We start from the raw sequence: 16,639 nt of genomic DNA on the forward strand, positions 1-16,639 counted from the left end.
ACATCGTCCACGGCGCACGCTTCGACCCAATCGGCCATTTCTGCTTCTCCTGAAATTTCTGCGTTGCGCTGGTGCGGTGCCTATTCAGCCGCTGCCGACATGTTCACTTCGTGGAACTCCCCACGGTAGGGGCGCGCCGTCGGCGGCAGCTCACGCTTGAGGAAGTAGTCCTCATAGTTGAGCTGCCTGAGCAGGACCGGCCAGACCTCGCGATAGGCATGCCATATCGACGGGTTCGGCTCAGGCAAATCGTGCTTGATCAATTCATGCAGCCTGGGCAGCGCGTGATAGGGCACCATCGGGAACATGTGATGCTCCACGTGATAGTTCATGTTCCAGTAGATGAACCGGCTGATTGGGTTCATGTACACGGTCCTGGTGTTGAGCCGGTGGTCGACAACGTTGTCGGCCAGACCGATGTGTTGCAGCAGGCCGGTCAGCACCATGTGCCAGGTGCCGTAGAGGCGCGGTACGCCGATGAGCACCACCGGCACCCACGACTGCATGGTGAGGGCGAGCGCGATCGTGGCGATGTAGATGGCAATATGCCAGCGCGCGGCGATGACGGCCTTGTGCTGTTCCATCTCAGGCACGTAGCTTTTCTCGTCGGGCGTGAGCTTGCCGAACGCTTGGCGTACCAGCGCCGGAAGCGAATAGCGAAAATCAAGGATACCGGTGAAAGCGAGCGCTGCACGCAACAGGTCCGGCGGGCGCATCACGGCTATCTCTGCGTCGCGGCCGACGATAATCGTGTCGGTGTGATGCCGGGCATGGCTCCAGCGCCAGGTCACCGGGTTGCGCATCAACATGAAGCTGGCGATCTGGTAGACCACATCGTTCATCCAGCGTGTGCGGAAAGCCGTGCCGTGGCCGCATTCATGCCAGCGCGAGTCGCTGGAGGAGCCGTAGAGCACGCCGTAGACGAAGAAGAACGGCACGCACCACCAGGTGCCCCAGAAATAGACGCCACCGGCAGCGGAGCCCAGAATGGCGACGATCCAGATGATCGTGTCACGGATCGCCGGGCCATCTGAGCGTTGCATCAACTCCTTGATCGCCTTGCGGGGGACGTTGGTGTGATACCACTCCGCCGAGGCAAGCCCGGTTTCGATCGCAATCCGCGTGCTTTCGCCGACCAGGCTGTAATCGCGCTTTACCTTGCCAGCCATTGTGACCTCCAATTCCCGATCGGCCGCGAGCCCTCCCCGCTCGGGCAGGAACCAGCCTCCCAACTGGTGTCTCCTATCGTCCTCGCCATTATCACGACCTGCCTCCAAGAACAGGAAAATGGCCCGACGGCCCCGGGTAGTCCTGCTGCGGCTGTCTGGCAATCGCCGCGATCCGGCCCTCCGCATCGGCGATCTCGCCGACACCGTCGAGAACTCGGAACACCGCATCGTAGGAGCGGCTCTCGCCGTGCTCCAGCCAGATCATCTCGCCGCGTTCGCGCGCGGCCAGATTTCCCAGCACATGATGCGTCGACGGCTCGATCCCAAGCGCGTACTGCCCGGCCTGGAAATTCTGCCATTGGTAGGCGCAGGGCAATTGGTCCTTGCGCGTGACCACCTCGAAGCCGAGACCGAGACTGTCGTTGACCACCGCCACCGGCACATTGCCGGCGCCGTCGGCGCCGAGTTCGTGCTGCCAAACCTGTTCCTTGAAACCCAGTTGCGGCGCCGGCACCGTGCGATAGCCGACCTTCTGCGCTTCATAGCGCTCGCCGGCATGCCCGGCCCAGATCACGTCGCGGATCGGCGCCAGGTAGCGCGCCCCCTGATCGAGCACCGGATAGCTGACATTGATGTGGTAGAAATACATATGCGGCGTCCGGTTGAAGCCGTGATTGACGACACGGTCCGAAAGCCGGATCTCGTTGCCGCCGACATCGGCCTCGATCCGGCGCAGCAGATGCAGATCCTCGCCGAATACAGTCGATTGCTGGACGATGCCTTCCGCCCACAGCACGCAGCGGTCGCCTTCCCAGGTCTCACCATAGCCGGTCAGCCGCGCCGGGATGGTGCTGATGCGGCCATGCAGCGAATGGCGCACCGTCTTCTTCGGCGGATAGTTGTAGGTGTCGGCCGGTACTTCGTTCATGAACAATATATGGTCGAGGCCGCAGGTCAGCAGAAGGCCGGAGAACGATCGCGCCCACGCCAATCCCTCTTCGCCTTCATACTCGTGCAGGCCCGGATGGCGAAAACCGCTCGGCGAGTGCCAGCCGATCGCCTGGCCCTTGAAATCGCAATCGGCGATATCGAGCGCCCGGTCGACAAGCGCGGTGAAGCGCAGGCCGGAGCCGGTGCGGAATTCCAGCATGCGGATGCCGCGCTCGACGCCATCGCCCAGCGTCATCAGCCGCACGCCGGCGAACTGCGACAGCATGCCGGACCGCTCCGAAACCTGCCGGCGCGACAGCGTCTTGCCGTAAAGCTCTACCATGTGACGGCCAGTTCCTTCACTTCGCTCCCGCCCTTCACTTCGCCCTCGTCTCTTTCAGCAGGGCCGACATATCGGCGCCGGTGATGATGCTTTCCACGGTCAGCAGGTCGGTATCGGCGACCGTCTGTTCGGCGACGATCTCGCCGCGGCGCATGACGATGATGCGGTCGGCGACCTGGAAGACGTGATGGATGTTGTGGGTGATCAGCAACACCGAATGGCCGGCGTCGCGCACCTCCTTGACGAAGCGCAGTACGCCGTGTGTTTCCTCGACGCCGAGATTGTTGGTCGGCTCGTCGAGGATGATGACCTTGGCGGCAAACTGCATGGCACGCGAAATCGCGATCGACTGACGCTCGCCGCCAGACAGCGTGCTGACCAATGCATCGGCGTCGAGTTTTTTCGAAATGCCGACGCGCTTCAAAAGCGCCGAGGCGGCGTCGCGTAATTTGGCGAGATCGAGCGGCGCGAACACGCCGAGCCATTTGAGGTTGACCGGCTCACGGCCGAGGAAAAGATTGCGCGCGATGCTGAGGTCCGGCGCCAGCGACGTGTCCTGGTGGATGGTCTCGATACCAAAATCCATCGCATCGCGGGCCGAGCGGATGGAGACCTTCTGGCCACGCACATAGATGTCGCCGCGGTCGACGGGAAACACGCCCGAGATCGCCTTGATCAACGTCGATTTGCCGGCGCCGTTGTCGCCGAGCAAGGCCACCACTTCGCCCTCGTTGAGCGTGAAGGAGGCGCTCTTCAGCGCACGCACGCTGCCGAAGGACTTTTGAAGGTTCTGCAGCCGAAGCACTTCCATGATCAGCTCCTGGCGGCGTTCTTTTGCAGCAAAGCGTGCAGGATGAGCATGGCAAGGATAATGACGCCGACGAAGATGTTGTAGGCGAGGCCCGGCACGCCGATCAGCACGATGCCGTTTCGGATGCTGCGCAGCATCAATGCGCCGACGATCGTGCCGAGGATCGTGCCGCGCCCACCGGTCAGCGCCGTGCCGCCGACCACCACCATGGCGATCACTTCGAGCTCATAGCCGGTACCGGCCACCGGCGAGGCGGCAGAGATACGGAAGGCGCTGATCATGCCGGCGAGACCGGCAAGCACCGAGGTCAGGATGAACAGCCAGATCTTGACCGCATCGGCCGGCACGCCGCGCGCCACGGCAGCGTTACGGTTCGAGCCGATGGCGCTGATCCAGTTGCCAAGCTTGGCATAGCGCAGGATGTAGATCGCCAGCAGCGATAGGCCGATGAACCACCACAAGGACGTATAGAAACGGAACGTTCCGATATTGAAGCTGCCGGCCAGCAGCGTCACGAAAAAACCCGGCTGGTCCCAGGATTTCAGCGGAAAGCCTTGGGTGATGTAAAGCGCTGCCCCACGCACCACGAGCAGCATCGACAGTGTCACCAGGAAGGACGAGATGCCGATCTTGGTGACGATCAGCCCGTTGATCGCACCGATCGCTATGCAGAGCAGCAGGCCGGCCAGCAGCGCGACGCCAATATCAAACCCGCCGTTCTGCACCAGCAGCATGACGACGACCGGCGCCAGCCCGAACACAGCGCCAACCGAAAGGTCGAACTCGCCCGCCGTCAGAAGCAGCGTCATGCCGAGCGCGATGATGCCGAGCTCGGGCAGGAACGCCATCATGTTGGAGATGTTGAGCGGCGACAGGAAATTCGCGTCGGCGATCGCGAATACCGCAAGCAGGACGATCAGGATGACGAGCGACGAGAACTGCGGCGAGCGGATCAGGCTCGACCTGCGTTTGGCACGCGGCATTTCCTCTTCTGCGGCAATTGTCATGACAACTCGACCATACGCCAGGGTGACGCCCGCCGCCTGCGCGGCGAGCGTCAGTTCCAATCACTTGTTGTAGAGTTTCAGGATCGGTTCGACGCTTGAGGCGTCGTAGAGGCTGAAGGTGTGAATGTCGTAGCCGATCGGTTCGCCCGCGGCGGCGAGACCGAGCAGCGCCACCGGCATGAAGCCTTGCGCCGATGGGAACTGCCAGGCAGCCGCGTTGATGAAGCCGGACTTGACTGACTCGGCGGTTTCCTTCGAATTGCCCCAGCCGACGACCGGAATCTTGCCGGCCGGCACGCCGGCGCCGTCGAACACCCGCTTGACGCTGGCCGCCACGGAATCGCCGAGCGCGATGATTGCCGGCGGATTGTTGGCCACCATATAGTCCGTCATCTTGGCGATGATGCCGGCCGGATCGGTGCCGCAATCGACCACGTCATATTTGATGCCGAGCGGATCGAAGACGCTGGCAATGCCTTCCGTCTCGAGCTGCTGGTAACTGGCGCCCGGCACTTCGACCGGCAGGAACACCTTGTCACCTTGCTTCACCATTTTGTGGTCGACCAGATATTTCGCCCAGATGACACCGGCTTCCTTGAGGTCGGCGCCGACATAGGCTTGCCGGCCGGTCGCCGGATCGTCGGTGTTGAAGAACACGATCGGGATGCCGGCCGCCTTCGCTGCCTTGACCTCCTCAGTCCACAGGCCGGGCTGCGCCGAGGTGGTGGCGATGCCGTCCGGCTTGGCGGCGAGTGCGGAGTTAAAGGCCTCCTTCTGCGCCGCCATGTCGCCACCGCTGAACGAGATCTTGCAGGTCACCTTGAGCTGGTCGCAGGCCTTGATGGCGCCGGCATTCCAATCGATCCAGAAGGCATCCGACGGGCCGCCATGCGACAACAGGTAGAACGTCTTCTGGCCGTCCTGCGCCAGCGCCGGCGTAGCCAGCGCCACACTGGCAAGAACGGTCGCCGCGGACGCGATTTTCAACGCGAATTTCAACATTTCTCTTCCTCCCTTGTTTCGTAGCCGAACCGCGCCATCATAGTCCGTTGGCGATGAATTTCCCGTCGAGGAATTTCTTGGCGCGCGGCACGTCGTCTTCCGAAAGATGCTCGATGATGACCGGGATGTTCGGGTGCTTTTCGGCCAGTCGCTTGAGATAGAGGTCGTAGTTCAGCGAACCGAGGCCGGGCGCCGGCAACTCGATCTCGCCGACGCCGCGGAAAGTGTGGCTCTCCAGCGCATCCTCGTCGCCAATGTCGGCGTGCTTCTCCGACTTGTCGCCGCCTGAGCGCTTGACGTCCTTGGCGTGCGCGATTTTGATCTTGTCGGTCAGCGTGTCGAACACCTGGTTCAGGATCTGGTCCATCCTGTCGATGTTGTGGGTTTCGAAATAGTTGGTCGGATCCATCAACAAGCCGAGTCCAGGATGGTCGACCTGCGCGAACATCTTCACTGTCTCCTCGACCGAGCCGACGACATTGTTGACATAGGTTTCGAGCAGGAACACCGCGCCGTGGTCATAGGCAGTCTGGGCAAGCTCGGCGATAACCTTGCGGCATTCCTCAAACCCTTCCTCGGTCTTGTTCTTCGGGTGATGCACCCAATCGGACTCGGTGTTGTAGGTACCGGTTTCCGAGATCACGTAAGGGGTGCCGAAATGGCGTGCGTTACGGATAATCTCCTTCAAATAGCCGACGCGCCTCTCGCGCTCCGCCGGGTCCGGATGGATAATATTGGTGTAGCCCGACACACAGCAGATCGGCAGATTGTGATCGCGGAACGTATCGCGGACAGTCTTGGCCTTGTCCTTGGTGATCTGCCCAGCCGACAGATCTATATCCTTGAAATGCAGGTCGAGCTGCACGGTGTTGAAATCGAGCGCGCGGATCTTCTGCGCGGTTTCCTTGAGGCCATACGGGAAATAACCCGTGAAAATACCTGCCTGCATCATGGTGTGAAGTCCTCCCTGTAAGTGATTCAGTCGCCTGGTGTTTCAGTTGATCGAGATTTCGGAAAGCTTGACTGTGCGGCCTTTGTCGATCGAACGATAGCCAGCTTCGACCAGCGCCATGGTCTTGACGTTGTCGGCGACCGAGAGCGCCGGCGGCGTGCCCGTCTTCACGGCGTGCTGGAGCTGCTCCATGACGCCGATGAAGGCATGCGGGAACCACATCGTGTCCCAACTGGGTGTTACCCACTTGCCGTCGGTGGTCTCGGTCGAGGCATAGGTCAGGGTCGAGGCAGAGCCTGTCGGCCAGCCGATGGTGCCCTTGGCGACGCCCTTGGTGCCGTCGACGCGCCAGTTGATATGCTGGTCGTCCTTGTAGCCCTCCTGGCGCGGACCCGACCAGACATCCTCCAGCGATACCGCGAGCACGCCGGACGGGAACTTGATCGTCGACACGGTGATGCCGTCCGAATGATCGAAGTGGGTGCGCGGGTCCTTGCGGGTCAGCGTCGTAATCTCGTCCGGATCGCCGAACAGGAAGCGCAGTACGTCGAGATGGTGGACGCTCATATTGGCGAGTGTCAGCCGGTCGTAGTCCTCGAGGAAGCTCTGCCAGTGCGGGATGGCATGCATGTCGATCTGCGCGAAGACGATGTCGCCGAGCGCGCCGCTGTCGATGATCTGCTTCAAGACGCGCATCGACTGGTCGTAGCGCATGTTCTGGTTGACCGAGAGGATCTTGCCGGCCTTGGCCGCCTCGTCGCGCAGCTTGACCGCTTCTTCGACCGACAGCGCCAGCGGCTTCTGCGCCAAAATCGCCTTGATGTGCTCCTGCTTCAGCGCATGGCGGATCAGCGCCGGTTGCTGGTCCGGCGGAAAGGCAAGATCGATGATCTCGACATTTTTGTCCTCGATGAGCCGTTCCGGCGTGTCGTGGACGGTCGGTATATCCCAGCGATTGGCGACCTTTTCGGCGCTGCCTTTGGTCCGCGAGGCGATCGCCACCACCGGAAAACCGGCTTCCTTGTAAGCGGCAAGGTGACATTCGGCCATGATCATGCCGGCGCCGACGCAGCCGATCTTGTATTCCCTGGTGCGGACTTTAACGTCCGGCTCGAAGCCGCTGCTTGCCATATGTTCCTCCCGAAGCTCGTTCCTTGCAGCCGCCGTCATCGTGCCAGCGCTCCCCCGCTCTGTCCGAAATAATGCACCCTGCCCGGCTCGCAGGATATCGCCACCATCGCGTCCGGCCTGATGTCCGGCTGGCCGCGCAGCAGCGCCCGCAGACGCGCCTGCCCGGCGGCGAGCGTCACGACGGTGTAGCCGCCGAGCGGCTCGACCTCGAACACTCGCGCCGGGCGGCCCGCGCCCCCCTCCGGCATTTCACCCGACCAAGTCCTGACCTTGATATCTTCCGGCCTGAGCCCGATCTCGACTGCATCGGCCGGCGCAGCCTTGTCCGCGATGCGGATTGTGCCTTCCGCCGCCTCCACGCCTTCCGCGCCGCGCACCGACTTCAATATGTTCATCATCGGCGAGCCGAGAAGCCGCGCCACATAGGTGCTGGCCGGTCGGTCATAGATCTCGGCCGGCGCGCCGACCTGTCTGATCTTGCCGTTCTCCAGAATGGCCATGCGGTCGGCGACCGACATCGCCTCTTCCTGGTCGTGCGTGACATAGATCAGCGTCTTGCCGAGCTCGCGCTGGATGCGCTTGAGCTCGACGCGCGTCTCCTCGCGCAGCCGGGCGTCGAGCGCCGAGATCGGATCATCCATCAGATAGGCAGCCGGATCACGCACCAGCGCGCGAGCGATCGCCACGCGCTGCCGCTCGCCGCCCGAAAGCTGCGCCGGCGGCTTGTGCAGGATATGGCCGATATGCAGCTTGGCCGCGACGTCGGCGACGCGTTTTTCGATCTCGGCTTCTGCCACCTTCCGCTCGACCAAAGGAAAACGGATGTTGTCGCGCGCGCTCATGTGCGGAAACAGCGCCAGGTTCTGAAACACCATGGCGACATTGCGCTCCGCCGGTGACACTGCGTTGACCGGCCTGCCGCCGATCAGGATCTCGCCTGTGTCCGGTGTCTCGAGCCCAAGCACCAGGCGCAGTATCGTCGACTTGCCCGACAGCGGCGGCCCGAAGAAGCAGAAGAACTCGTTGTCGTTGACCGTGAACGAGGCATCGTCGACGGCCAGTGTGGCACCATAGTGTTTCGTCACATTGCGGAAAACGACATCAGCCATCTCAACCTGCTCTCAACGCAAGGCCGGAAGCGGCGTCGAAGACGCGCACCGCCTCCGCCGCAGGCGCGACGACGGCTGTCTGCCCGATCGCCAGCCCGACATCATTGTCGAACACCGCCTTCACCGCTGTCTCGCCGTCGCCAAGATGGATGATGGTGCGAGCACCGATCCGCTCGACGAAACTCACCGGCATGGACAGGCCACGGCCGCCTTCCGCCAGCGTCACCTGCTCCGGTCGAAAGCCATAAAACACTTCGCCGCGCATCCGGCGTGCGGCATCGGCGATCTCGACCGGCAGCGGCGGCGTCGCCCCCAGCGGGCCGAGATCGACGACCATGCCACGGTCACTTTCCGCCGGCCTGCCCTTGAGCAGGTTCATGCCCGGCGCGCCGATGAAGCGGGCGACGAAGACATTGGCTGGATTGTTGTAGACCTCGAGTGGCGTGCCGACTTGCTGCAGCACGCCATGATCCATCACCGCGATGCGGTCGGCCATCGTCATCGCTTCGAGCTGGTCGTGGGTGACGTAGACCATGGTCTGCCGGAACTGCCGCTGCAACTGCTTCAGTTCGGTCCGCATCACTGCCCGGAAGGCGGCATCGACATTGGACAGCGGCTCGTCGAGCAGGAAGATCGCCGGCTCCATGATCGCCGAACGGCCGATCGCCACCCGCTGCAATATGTTGACCGACAGCCTGTCCGCCTTGCGGTCGAGCAGCGGCGTCAGGTGCAGCATCTCTGCAATGGCGCCGACACGGCGGTCGATCTCGGCCCTTGGTGCGCCGCGCATTTTCGGCCCGTAGGCGAGGTTCTGCCGCACGCTCATATGAGTGAAGATCGCATAGTTCTGGAAGACGAAGCCGACGCCGCGCCGCCCCATCGGCACGCCGGCCATGTCGCGCTCGCCAAACAGGATCTTGCCGCTGGTCGGCTCCTCCATGCCGGCGATCATGTTCATCGTCGTCGACTTGCCGCAGCCCGACGGTCCGAGCAGCGCCATGAACTCGCCGTCGGCAATGGCCAGGTCCATCGTCTTCAGCGCGGTGAAGTCGCCGAATTTCTTGACTAGGTTCTGCAGGTGGATGGTGCTCATGCCGCCACCTCGCGTACCCGAGCCATGCGTTTCATGGCAAACACCGCGACGATCGACAGCACGATCAATATGGCCAGCGCGATCGCCGCGACATAGCCCCAGATCAGGTCCTGGGTGGTGAGCTTGTAGATGTAAACGGAAATTGTTTCGGTAGCGACGCCGGGACCGCCGCCGGTCATGATGTAGAGCGTGTCGAATATCTTGAAGTTCTCGATCACCCTGATCGCGAGCGCGATGATGATGATCGTTTTCATCTTCGGCAGCACGATGGTGACGAAGCGCTGCCAGGGGTTGGCGCCGAGCAGCGTCGCCGCCTTGATCTGGTCCTCAGGCACGCCGACGAGGCCGGCGAGCAGGATCAGGAACATCAGCGGCGTCCACTGCCAGATGTCGGCGACCATCACCGCAATCAGCGCCAGCGTCGGGTCCGACAGCCAAGCGATGGTGACGGGAAAGCCTGACATCGCCGATAGGATGTCGTTGACCGGGCCGCCCGACTGAAACAGCATGAAGAACATGTAGCCTGCCACCGCCGGCACTACCATCATCGGCATCAAGAGGATCGAGTAGAAGATCCGCTTGCCGGGAAACTCGTCGGCAAACAGCGTCGCGAGCGCGAGGCCCAGCAGGAACTCCGCCGGCACGCAGACGATCATGACGATGGCCGTGCGCTTCAGCGCACTCCAGAAGCGCGCATCGGCGGCAAGGTCGGTGTAGTTGGCGAAACTGTTCCACATCGACCAGGCGTTCCACCAGCCGAGGCCGGACAGCGGCGACCAGTCGGTGAGGCTGACATAGAGCTGCATCAGAAGCGGGAAGACGGCGATGAACAGCACCAGGATCTGCGCCGGCAGGGTCAGTCGGAACCCGAGCCGCGCTCCCTCGTCCGGCAACACCGGCTCTGCCCGGGCGGCATTCATGGCCTCCTCCGAAATTGTGGCCGTCACCGCGCTCATTGCTTGAGCGCCCCGAAGGTCAGCCCGCGCACCAGATGGCGCTGGATGGCGATGCCCATGATCACCGGCGGCACCGCCGCGATGAGACCGAGTGCGGCCTTGGCGCCGTAGAGCTGTCCGGTCATCGAGGAGGACAGCGAGGCCATGTAGACGGGGACCGTCACCCATTCGCGCGTCGTCAGAAGCAGCGCAATCAGATAGTCCGACCAGTTGAGGATGAAGACGAACAGCGCGGCACTGGCCAGCGGCGCCCGCATCATCGGCAGGGTGATGCGAGTGAAGACGCGCCACCGCGAACAGCCCTCGACCAGTGCTGCTTCCTCGATCTCGCGCGGCATGTCGTCGAAGAAGGTCTTCATCAGCCAGAAGGCGAAAGGCAGCGTGACGATGCCGTAGATCAGCGACAGCCCCCACCAGCTGTCGGTGAAATTGAGGAAGGCCCACATGATCATCACCGGGGTCATGACCGCCATCGGCGGAAACAGGCGAAGCTGGATCAGCGCCAGCGGCAGGTTCTGGCCCGAGCCGAAGCGCGACAGTCCGTAGGCCGCCGCGGTGCCCGCCGACATGGCGATTGCCGTGCCGAACGTGGCCGACAGCAGCGACGACAGGACCGGCTTCAAAGCGGTGCGATCGAGCGCGACAATCAGACTGTTGGTCGATTCACCGAAGACGAAGCGGAAATTGCTGAGTGTCGGGTTCTTCGGCCACCAGGTCAGGTCGGCCCCGGTCGCCGACCATTCGGCGATCGGCTTGAACGCCATCGACATCATCCACAGGATCGGCACCAGCGTCACCGCCATTGCCACGAAGATCGCGGCATAGCGGAATATCTCGAAAGGAACGGAACGCTTCATCTGTCGGCTTTGCTGGAGTCTTCGTTAGCGAGGGGAAGAGCAATCACTCCTCCCCTCTTTGGTAGGATCCTGGGAGGATCAGGCGATCGGATCGAGAACGGTGGGCCAAGCCTCCTTGTTGGTCTTGATGGCTTCGAGAAGTTTCTCCTCGCCGGTTCGGCGGGCAATCTTCTTCCACTCGGCCTCGGTGTCGGCCATCGCCTGCTCGGCCGTCTTGGCCTTGGTCAGCGCGGCGACGAGGTTCTCGTCCAGCGCGTTGTGGAAGGCGGTGGCGCCGGGATAGTTGATGCTCGGCACGGTTCGAGCGACCGTCTCGCGCACCACGTCCATGTGGTAGGCGTGATAGGTCTGGCGAACCAGCGGATCGGAGAAATCCGACAGCCGGAACGGATCGAAGTAGCCGCCCGGATTGGCGGTCATCCAGGCGTAGATGCGGCTTGAACCCAGCCACTGCAGGAACAGGTAGCAGGCCTCCGGGTTCTTGGCTTGCGAGGAAACCGACGCCGACAAATTGAGCCACAGCACCGAACGGCTGACCAGCTTGCCGTCGATCTCGCGACCGGGCGGCAGCATCGAGCCAATTTTGCCGGTGACCTGCGAATCCTTGTTGCCGGCATTGTCGAGGAATTTCGGCAGATTGGAGAAGGCGCAGGTCATGGCCGCACCGCCCTTGGCGAAATTGCCGTACTGCTCAGGCCAGCCCCACGAGATTGCATCCGGCGAATGGTGCGAAAGCGACGCAATGTACTCGTTGGTCGCCGCGATACCTTGCTCCGAATTGATCAACGGCTTGCCGGTATCGTCGAACAAGAACTGATTGGGCGAAGCCATTGAGACATAACGCTGATACCAGTTGGTGTAGCCCCAGCCCTGGTTGCGCAGATCTGTCGAGCCGAACAGGCCCTTGTCCGGGCGCTGGAAGAAGGCCGCGATCTCGTCATGCTGCTTCCAGGTCTTCGGCGCCGCCAGTTCATAGCCGTATTTGTCGGAGAAGGCCTTCTTCTCGTTTGCGTCGCCGAACAGATCGGTGCGGTAGACCCAGGTCTGGAAGTCGCCATCCAGCGACACGCCATAGGTCGAGCCGCGATACTGATTGAGCAGCGACACGCCCTTGGCGCCATTGACGTAGCCAAGCTCGGGATTGTCCCATTCCGGCTTGTACTGGGCGACGAAGTCGTCGAGCTTCAAGATGCCGCCGGTTTCGGCCAGGTCGCCAAGGCGGTTCCATTCGACCGCGTAGATGTCATAGGCACCACCCTTGGTGGAGATGTCCTGCATCGTCTTGGTGAATTCCTGGCCGTTCGGCACACCGACGATCTCGAGCGGAATACCGGTTTCCTTCTCCCAGAGATCCTTGATCGACGGCGCACCGGCAGGAAACGGCTGGGCCAGCTGGCCGATCGAACCGTCGGACAGGCCGAGCACGATCTTGGCCGGCGCCTTGCCGGCGCCCTTCATCGCCTTGGCCGCCTCGATGGCGCGGCCCTCCGGCGTATCTGGCCCGTACTGATAGCGCTCCGAGCCGTCGAAACCCGTCGGGCCACCGATCATGCCGGGCGCCAGGGCATCGGCCGCATAGGCACGGCTTGGGCGAATGAATTTCGGTGCAATACCTGCGGCGGCAACAAGGACGGCCGCCTTTCCACCGGACGCCAGCAAACGGCGCCGCGACATGCGGATCAAATTCGACATTGGAACTCCTCCCTCAGGGCCTTGTTCCTCCACGGCCCTTAGGATGGATATTGACGGCACTATACGAAGGCTGTCAACATCATAAATAATCAAGACACCTCATAACATCTCAAGGGAGGGGAGAATGGCGTTTCTCGAGGCTCTCACACTGAAGCCGGTGCCTGAATTTGAGGGAACCAGGTGCACACCCGCCCGCTTTGGTCCGCTTCGGCGTTTTGGTCTAGCGCACCCGCTTGCGCATCGGCCGAGGCCGGCTACATCATTTCCCATCAGAATCGCGGGTGGCGATGAAGCCACCATCCGACATCGGACCCATGAAATGCGTGATCTCGATGCGCCCTTGGCGCATTTTGGAATGAGGTGATCGACAGTGCGGTCCACCCTGACAGACATAGCCCGGGAAGCCGGCGTTTCCGCCGCCACGGTCGACCGTGTGCTCAACAACCGCGCCGGGGTCAGGGCGCGCACCCGCGAGGTCGTGCTCGAAACAGCGCAACGGCTTGGCTATATCGCTGAAAATTCGAATAATCCGAGCTCGCGCAACGCGCAGCACGGCGAGGTCATACGGCTCGATTTCGCCCTGCCCGCCGGCACCAATTCCTTCATCAAGATGCTGCACCGCCAGATCGAGGCGCAGGCGCAGTCGCGGCCTGACCTTGACGTCCGCGTCGCCACGATCGAAGGCTTCAATCCGGACCGGCTCGCGCGTCTGTTGCAGGAATTGCACGGACAGACGCAAGGCGTCGGTGTGATCGCACTCGACCATCCGACGGTGCGCGAGGCGATCCGCTCGCTTTCTGCCAGCGGCGTCAAGGTCGTCACCATCGCTTCCGACATCCTGCATGTGCCGAGGGTCGCCTATATCGGCATCGACAACCGCGCCGCCGGCCGGCTCGCCGGCTATCTGCTCAATCGCTTCATGGGCGCCGATCGTCCGGGCAAGGTCGCGCTGTTTGCCGGCTCGCTCTCCTATCGCGGCCACGAAGAGCGCGAGATGGGGTTCCGCCACATCCTGACGGAAGAATCGCCCAACCTGCAGATCGTCGAGATGCGCGAGATGCTCGACGACCGGGAAAAGGCCTATTCAGAGGCCTCCGCCCTGCTGGACCGGCACCCGGACCTGGCCGCGATCTACAATGTCGGTGCCGGTAACACCGGCATTGCGCGCGCGCTGAGGGAACGCGGGCGTGCACTATCGACGGTTTTTCTCGGCCATGAGGTAACGGAAGGCACCAAGGAGCTTTTGCTCGACGGCACGCTCGACGCGGTCATCGACCAGAATCCGCGCGTCGAAGCCCGCGAAGCGCTCAACACCTTGACCCATGCGGTCAGGGGATTGCCTTACGAATTGCACCAGCCAAGGCTGCAGGTGATCTTCAGGGAAAGCATCCCGGAGATATGAACCAGTCGTGCAAGTGAGACCTGGTGTCCTTTGGATTCATGACGCTCGGGCGAAATGTTTGGGGCATAAGTAGGCTTGCCCGACCGCGTGTCGAGGCTTCTCGAGATGGCATGCCGGCCGGGCTCGACGACAGGCTGGCGCGCGCCATCCAGTCGGTCGCATGGCCGGCCGGTTCGGCATTCGGCTGGTTCGCGGCGGAAGCGACTGCCGCCAGGACGGTGCGCGAACACTGGCGCGGCACCCTGGCGCTCGGCCGCAGCGAAACATTTGCCGCAGCCTATTGGCGGCGCGGCGCGGCAGGACTGATGGCCGGCTAGATCGTGCTCACCGTCGCTTGAGCATCCTCGCCCAGGTCGATCGCGATCCGGTCGCCGGAGACAATGCCCGCTATCTCGCAAACGACCAGCGGCATGCTGATTTCGTAGAGGAATTCGGCAACGATGACGCCCACAGCAAGGATTGGGTCTGGCCGCTCCAGGATAATCCCGGCCGGCGCCGTGCCCCTGCGGATCGCTTCGGCCAGAACTGAAGACGAGGACGACGACCCCCGCCCGCTTGGCATCACCAGGATCTTGCCGGCGACATTGCCGCCCAGATCCGGATGCGAATGGTCGATGATGTCGCCTGTTTCGACGTCTACCCCGCCCCAGAAGCTGAGTGCTTGCGACAGCACCAGCGCCGAGCCTTGCGCCTCGCCAGCGAGCTGAAACGTGCCGGTGCGTTCGACGAGGCCTGTTTCGACCGACCGCGTCATGGCGTGCCCCGCGCGACATGACCCACCGCTGCCGAACGGATGCAATCCTTCATGTCGGCGAAGGCGACGGACACGCCGATATTGCCGGGCGCGTAGTAGGCCCATTTACCGGAATTGGTCATCACCACGCCGTCGAGACGATCGAGGATATCGGTGACATAGGTGCAGGTATCGGCGACCGGAATCAGGCCGAACGCGTCCATGCCGGCCAGTGCGCCCTCGTCCTGAAGCCGCGTCAGCGTCGCGCGCCCGGTATTGACATAGATCGGGACGCCCCTGCCCGGCGCAACTTCGCGCAGCAGCGGCAACAGGCGCATCCATTCGTCGTACGAGAAATGCGGCGTGCCCAGTGACACGGCCACCAAAGACGCGCCGTCAGCGACGCTCGATAGCCTGGCCAGCGCTTGGCCGATGTCGGCGCGTGTGATGCGGATCGTCTCGTCTGGCGCCATGCCGTGAAACGCCTCTTCGAGCGTGTTCGCTTCCGGGGTGATACCCACCGCATGGAACAGCGCCACAGCGCCAGTCGTCGCGGCAGCCGCACCTAGCGCCTTAAGCTGGTCTTCGTCGCGTGGTTGCGGCAAGCCCGAGATCACCGGGATGCGATCGCCACTCACTTGCCCGACGATCAGCCCGACGCTGACGAACAGGCTGTCGCTCGGTTCCAGGTCAGGATTGATCAACTCGAACAGGACCTGCCCGCGCCGGTTTTCGGTGAGATGCAGCCCCCACACCGGGGCGCGCCCGGTCAAGGCGCAGCACAAATCGATGAAATCGCCATAGCGGTTGGTCCGCGCACCGATCACCGAATTGGCAAAGACGATGGCGTTGGATTCACCCCAGGCGATCTGCTCGCCAAATCCTGGCCGGAACCGCGTCTGATAGGGCGCGCAGGTGAAGGTCGCCTGGCAGCCGAGTTCCAGATGCGCCTTCATCAGGCGCCGCGCCGGCGCCTCTTGCGACGGCGGCATCTTCACTAGGGCGGGATGGATGAGATCGAACGAGCCTACATTCAGCGTCGTTGGCACCCGAACGCGGCCGCCGCCCTCGATCAGCCTTTCGACGAAATCGAGGCTGGCCTGACCGTGATAAAGGCAGCCGTCGATATGGGCACCGGCAATGTCCAGCAGCTTGCGCGCGCCGACCGCCTTCGCGAAGGCAACCAGAATCTTCATGGCGGCAGCCGCTGCCGAGCCTTGCTCGCCATGCAGCATCGACTGGTCGTCGGCCGTCAATTCCAGCATTATCGGCAAATTCCGAGCCCACACTATGCCCGACCAAGCACTCCCTGATTGCGGAGCGTCTGGCAAGACAGAGCTTCGGATCTCTTCTACTTCGCGGCGATCAGCGGACCAGACGTTCACGGCTCATCGCGAAGCAAGAGAGTCGCGAAGCAACGGTCGGAGAGCGAACGATCGCGGCAGAAACGAG

16 protein-coding genes are annotated in these 16,639 nt (G+C 62.7%); 2 read left to right on the forward strand and 14 right to left on the reverse strand.

Features of this window, described 5'->3' with window-relative positions; genetic code table 11:
- Positions 1-80 precede the first annotated feature (80 nt).
- The 12 genes from NKJ08_RS15700 to NKJ08_RS15755 all read right to left on the reverse strand — a co-directional run bounded on the left by NKJ08_RS15700 (position 81) and on the right by NKJ08_RS15755 (position 13,052).
- Positions 81-1,169 (reverse strand): fatty acid desaturase family protein, encoded by a 1,089-nt coding sequence (locus NKJ08_RS15700; protein WP_352524178.1) that lies wholly within the window; start codon positions 1,167-1,169, stop codon positions 81-83.
- 91 nt (positions 1,170-1,260) lie between these two features.
- Complete coding sequence (locus tag NKJ08_RS15705) at positions 1,261-2,442, reverse strand: aldose 1-epimerase family protein (RefSeq protein ID WP_352524177.1); 1,182 nt, start codon at positions 2,440-2,442, stop codon at positions 1,261-1,263.
- Positions 2,443-2,476: 34 nt separating this feature from the next.
- Positions 2,477-3,259, reverse strand: coding sequence for an ATP-binding cassette domain-containing protein (locus tag NKJ08_RS15710; protein ID WP_352524214.1), 783 nt, complete (start codon positions 3,257-3,259; stop codon positions 2,477-2,479).
- Positions 3,256-4,260: an ABC transporter permease gene (locus NKJ08_RS15715; RefSeq protein ID WP_352524176.1), complete on the reverse strand. Its 1,005-nt coding sequence runs from the start codon at positions 4,258-4,260 to the stop codon at positions 3,256-3,258. The genes NKJ08_RS15710 and NKJ08_RS15715 overlap by 4 nt, the downstream gene beginning before the upstream one ends.
- Before the next feature lie 60 nt (positions 4,261-4,320).
- Positions 4,321-5,262: a sugar ABC transporter substrate-binding protein gene (locus tag NKJ08_RS15720; protein ID WP_352524174.1), complete on the reverse strand. Its 942-nt coding sequence runs from the start codon at positions 5,260-5,262 to the stop codon at positions 4,321-4,323.
- A 37-nt stretch (positions 5,263-5,299) separates the two neighbouring features.
- Positions 5,300-6,214, reverse strand: coding sequence for a sugar phosphate isomerase/epimerase family protein (locus NKJ08_RS15725; RefSeq protein WP_352524173.1), 915 nt, complete (start codon positions 6,212-6,214; stop codon positions 5,300-5,302).
- Between the two features lie 42 nt (positions 6,215-6,256).
- Positions 6,257-7,345: a Gfo/Idh/MocA family protein gene (locus NKJ08_RS15730; RefSeq protein WP_352524172.1), complete on the reverse strand. Its 1,089-nt coding sequence runs from the start codon at positions 7,343-7,345 to the stop codon at positions 6,257-6,259.
- Between the two features lie 35 nt (positions 7,346-7,380).
- A complete protein-coding gene (locus NKJ08_RS15735; RefSeq protein WP_352524170.1) occupies positions 7,381-8,454 on the reverse strand; it encodes an ABC transporter ATP-binding protein in 1,074 nt (357 codons plus the stop codon).
- A 1-nt stretch (position 8,455) separates the two neighbouring features.
- Positions 8,456-9,547 carry an ABC transporter ATP-binding protein gene (locus NKJ08_RS15740; RefSeq protein ID WP_352524169.1) on the reverse strand — a complete coding sequence of 364 codons (1,092 nt, stop codon included), beginning with the start codon at positions 9,545-9,547 and terminating at the stop codon, positions 8,456-8,458.
- Entirely contained in the window at positions 9,544-10,503 is a 960-nt protein-coding gene (locus tag NKJ08_RS15745; RefSeq protein WP_352777401.1) for a carbohydrate ABC transporter permease, read from the reverse strand. Before NKJ08_RS15745 ends, NKJ08_RS15740 begins: the two co-directional genes overlap by 4 nt.
- The gene (locus NKJ08_RS15750; RefSeq protein WP_352524166.1) at positions 10,500-11,360 is read right to left on the reverse strand and encodes a carbohydrate ABC transporter permease; all 861 of its coding nucleotides are present in this window, start codon (positions 11,358-11,360) and stop codon (positions 10,500-10,502) included. Before NKJ08_RS15750 ends, NKJ08_RS15745 begins: the two co-directional genes overlap by 4 nt.
- Positions 11,361-11,438: 78 nt before the next feature.
- Complete coding sequence (locus NKJ08_RS15755; RefSeq protein ID WP_352777403.1) at positions 11,439-13,052, reverse strand: extracellular solute-binding protein; 1,614 nt, start codon at positions 13,050-13,052, stop codon at positions 11,439-11,441.
- Between the two features lie 370 nt (positions 13,053-13,422).
- On the opposite strand from NKJ08_RS15755, the gene NKJ08_RS15760 reads away from it, so the two are divergent.
- Both NKJ08_RS15760 and NKJ08_RS15765 read left to right on the forward strand, forming a co-directional pair.
- Positions 13,423-14,454 (forward strand): LacI family DNA-binding transcriptional regulator, encoded by a 1,032-nt coding sequence (locus NKJ08_RS15760; RefSeq protein WP_352524164.1) that lies wholly within the window; start codon positions 13,423-13,425, stop codon positions 14,452-14,454.
- A 110-nt stretch (positions 14,455-14,564) separates the two neighbouring features.
- Positions 14,565-14,771: an SIP domain-containing protein gene (locus tag NKJ08_RS15765; protein WP_352524163.1), complete on the forward strand. Its 207-nt coding sequence runs from the start codon at positions 14,565-14,567 to the stop codon at positions 14,769-14,771.
- Here NKJ08_RS15765 and NKJ08_RS15770 read toward each other — a convergent pair.
- Together NKJ08_RS15770 and NKJ08_RS15775 are read right to left on the reverse strand one after the other, a co-directional pair.
- On the reverse strand, positions 14,768-15,208 hold the full coding sequence (locus tag NKJ08_RS15770; protein WP_352782281.1) for an aconitase X swivel domain-containing protein: 441 nt from the start codon (positions 15,206-15,208) through the stop codon (positions 14,768-14,770). The genes NKJ08_RS15765 and NKJ08_RS15770 overlap by 4 nt on opposite strands.
- Entirely contained in the window at positions 15,205-16,455 is a 1,251-nt protein-coding gene (locus NKJ08_RS15775; protein ID WP_352524213.1) for an aconitase X, read from the reverse strand. The genes NKJ08_RS15770 and NKJ08_RS15775 overlap by 4 nt, the downstream gene beginning before the upstream one ends.
- Between the last annotated feature and the right edge of the window lie 184 nt (positions 16,456-16,639).

The organism is Mesorhizobium sp. M0244, assembly GCF_040321795.1.
Lineage (GTDB): Bacteria > Pseudomonadota > Alphaproteobacteria > Rhizobiales > Rhizobiaceae > Mesorhizobium.

Excerpts from the sequence above, each read along its gene's own strand:
- NKJ08_RS15700 (WP_352524178.1), bottom strand. The coding sequence starts at position 1,169 with ATGGCTGGCAAGGTAAAGCGCGATTACAGCCTGGTCGGCGAAAGCACG.
- NKJ08_RS15705 (WP_352524177.1), bottom strand. The coding sequence starts at position 2,442 with ATGGTAGAGCTTTACGGCAAGACGCTGTCGCGCCGGCAGGTTTCGGAG.
- NKJ08_RS15715 (WP_352524176.1), bottom strand. The coding sequence starts at position 4,260 with ATGACAATTGCCGCAGAAGAGGAAATGCCGCGTGCCAAACGCAGGTCG.
- NKJ08_RS15720 (WP_352524174.1), bottom strand. The coding sequence starts at position 5,262 with ATGTTGAAATTCGCGTTGAAAATCGCGTCCGCGGCGACCGTTCTTGCC.
- NKJ08_RS15725 (WP_352524173.1), bottom strand. The coding sequence starts at position 6,214 with ATGATGCAGGCAGGTATTTTCACGGGTTATTTCCCGTATGGCCTCAAG.
- NKJ08_RS15730 (WP_352524172.1), bottom strand. The coding sequence starts at position 7,345 with ATGGCAAGCAGCGGCTTCGAGCCGGACGTTAAAGTCCGCACCAGGGAA.
- NKJ08_RS15735 (WP_352524170.1), bottom strand. The coding sequence starts at position 8,454 with ATGGCTGATGTCGTTTTCCGCAATGTGACGAAACACTATGGTGCCACA.
- NKJ08_RS15740 (WP_352524169.1), bottom strand. The coding sequence starts at position 9,547 with ATGAGCACCATCCACCTGCAGAACCTAGTCAAGAAATTCGGCGACTTC.
- NKJ08_RS15745 (WP_352777401.1), bottom strand. The coding sequence starts at position 10,503 with ATGAGCGCGGTGACGGCCACAATTTCGGAGGAGGCCATGAATGCCGCC.
- NKJ08_RS15750 (WP_352524166.1), bottom strand. The coding sequence starts at position 11,360 with ATGAAGCGTTCCGTTCCTTTCGAGATATTCCGCTATGCCGCGATCTTC.
- NKJ08_RS15755 (WP_352777403.1), bottom strand. The coding sequence starts at position 13,052 with ATGTCGAATTTGATCCGCATGTCGCGGCGCCGTTTGCTGGCGTCCGGT.
- NKJ08_RS15765 (WP_352524163.1), top strand. The coding sequence starts at position 14,565 with ATGCCGGCCGGGCTCGACGACAGGCTGGCGCGCGCCATCCAGTCGGTC.
- NKJ08_RS15770 (WP_352782281.1), bottom strand. The coding sequence starts at position 15,208 with ATGACGCGGTCGGTCGAAACAGGCCTCGTCGAACGCACCGGCACGTTT.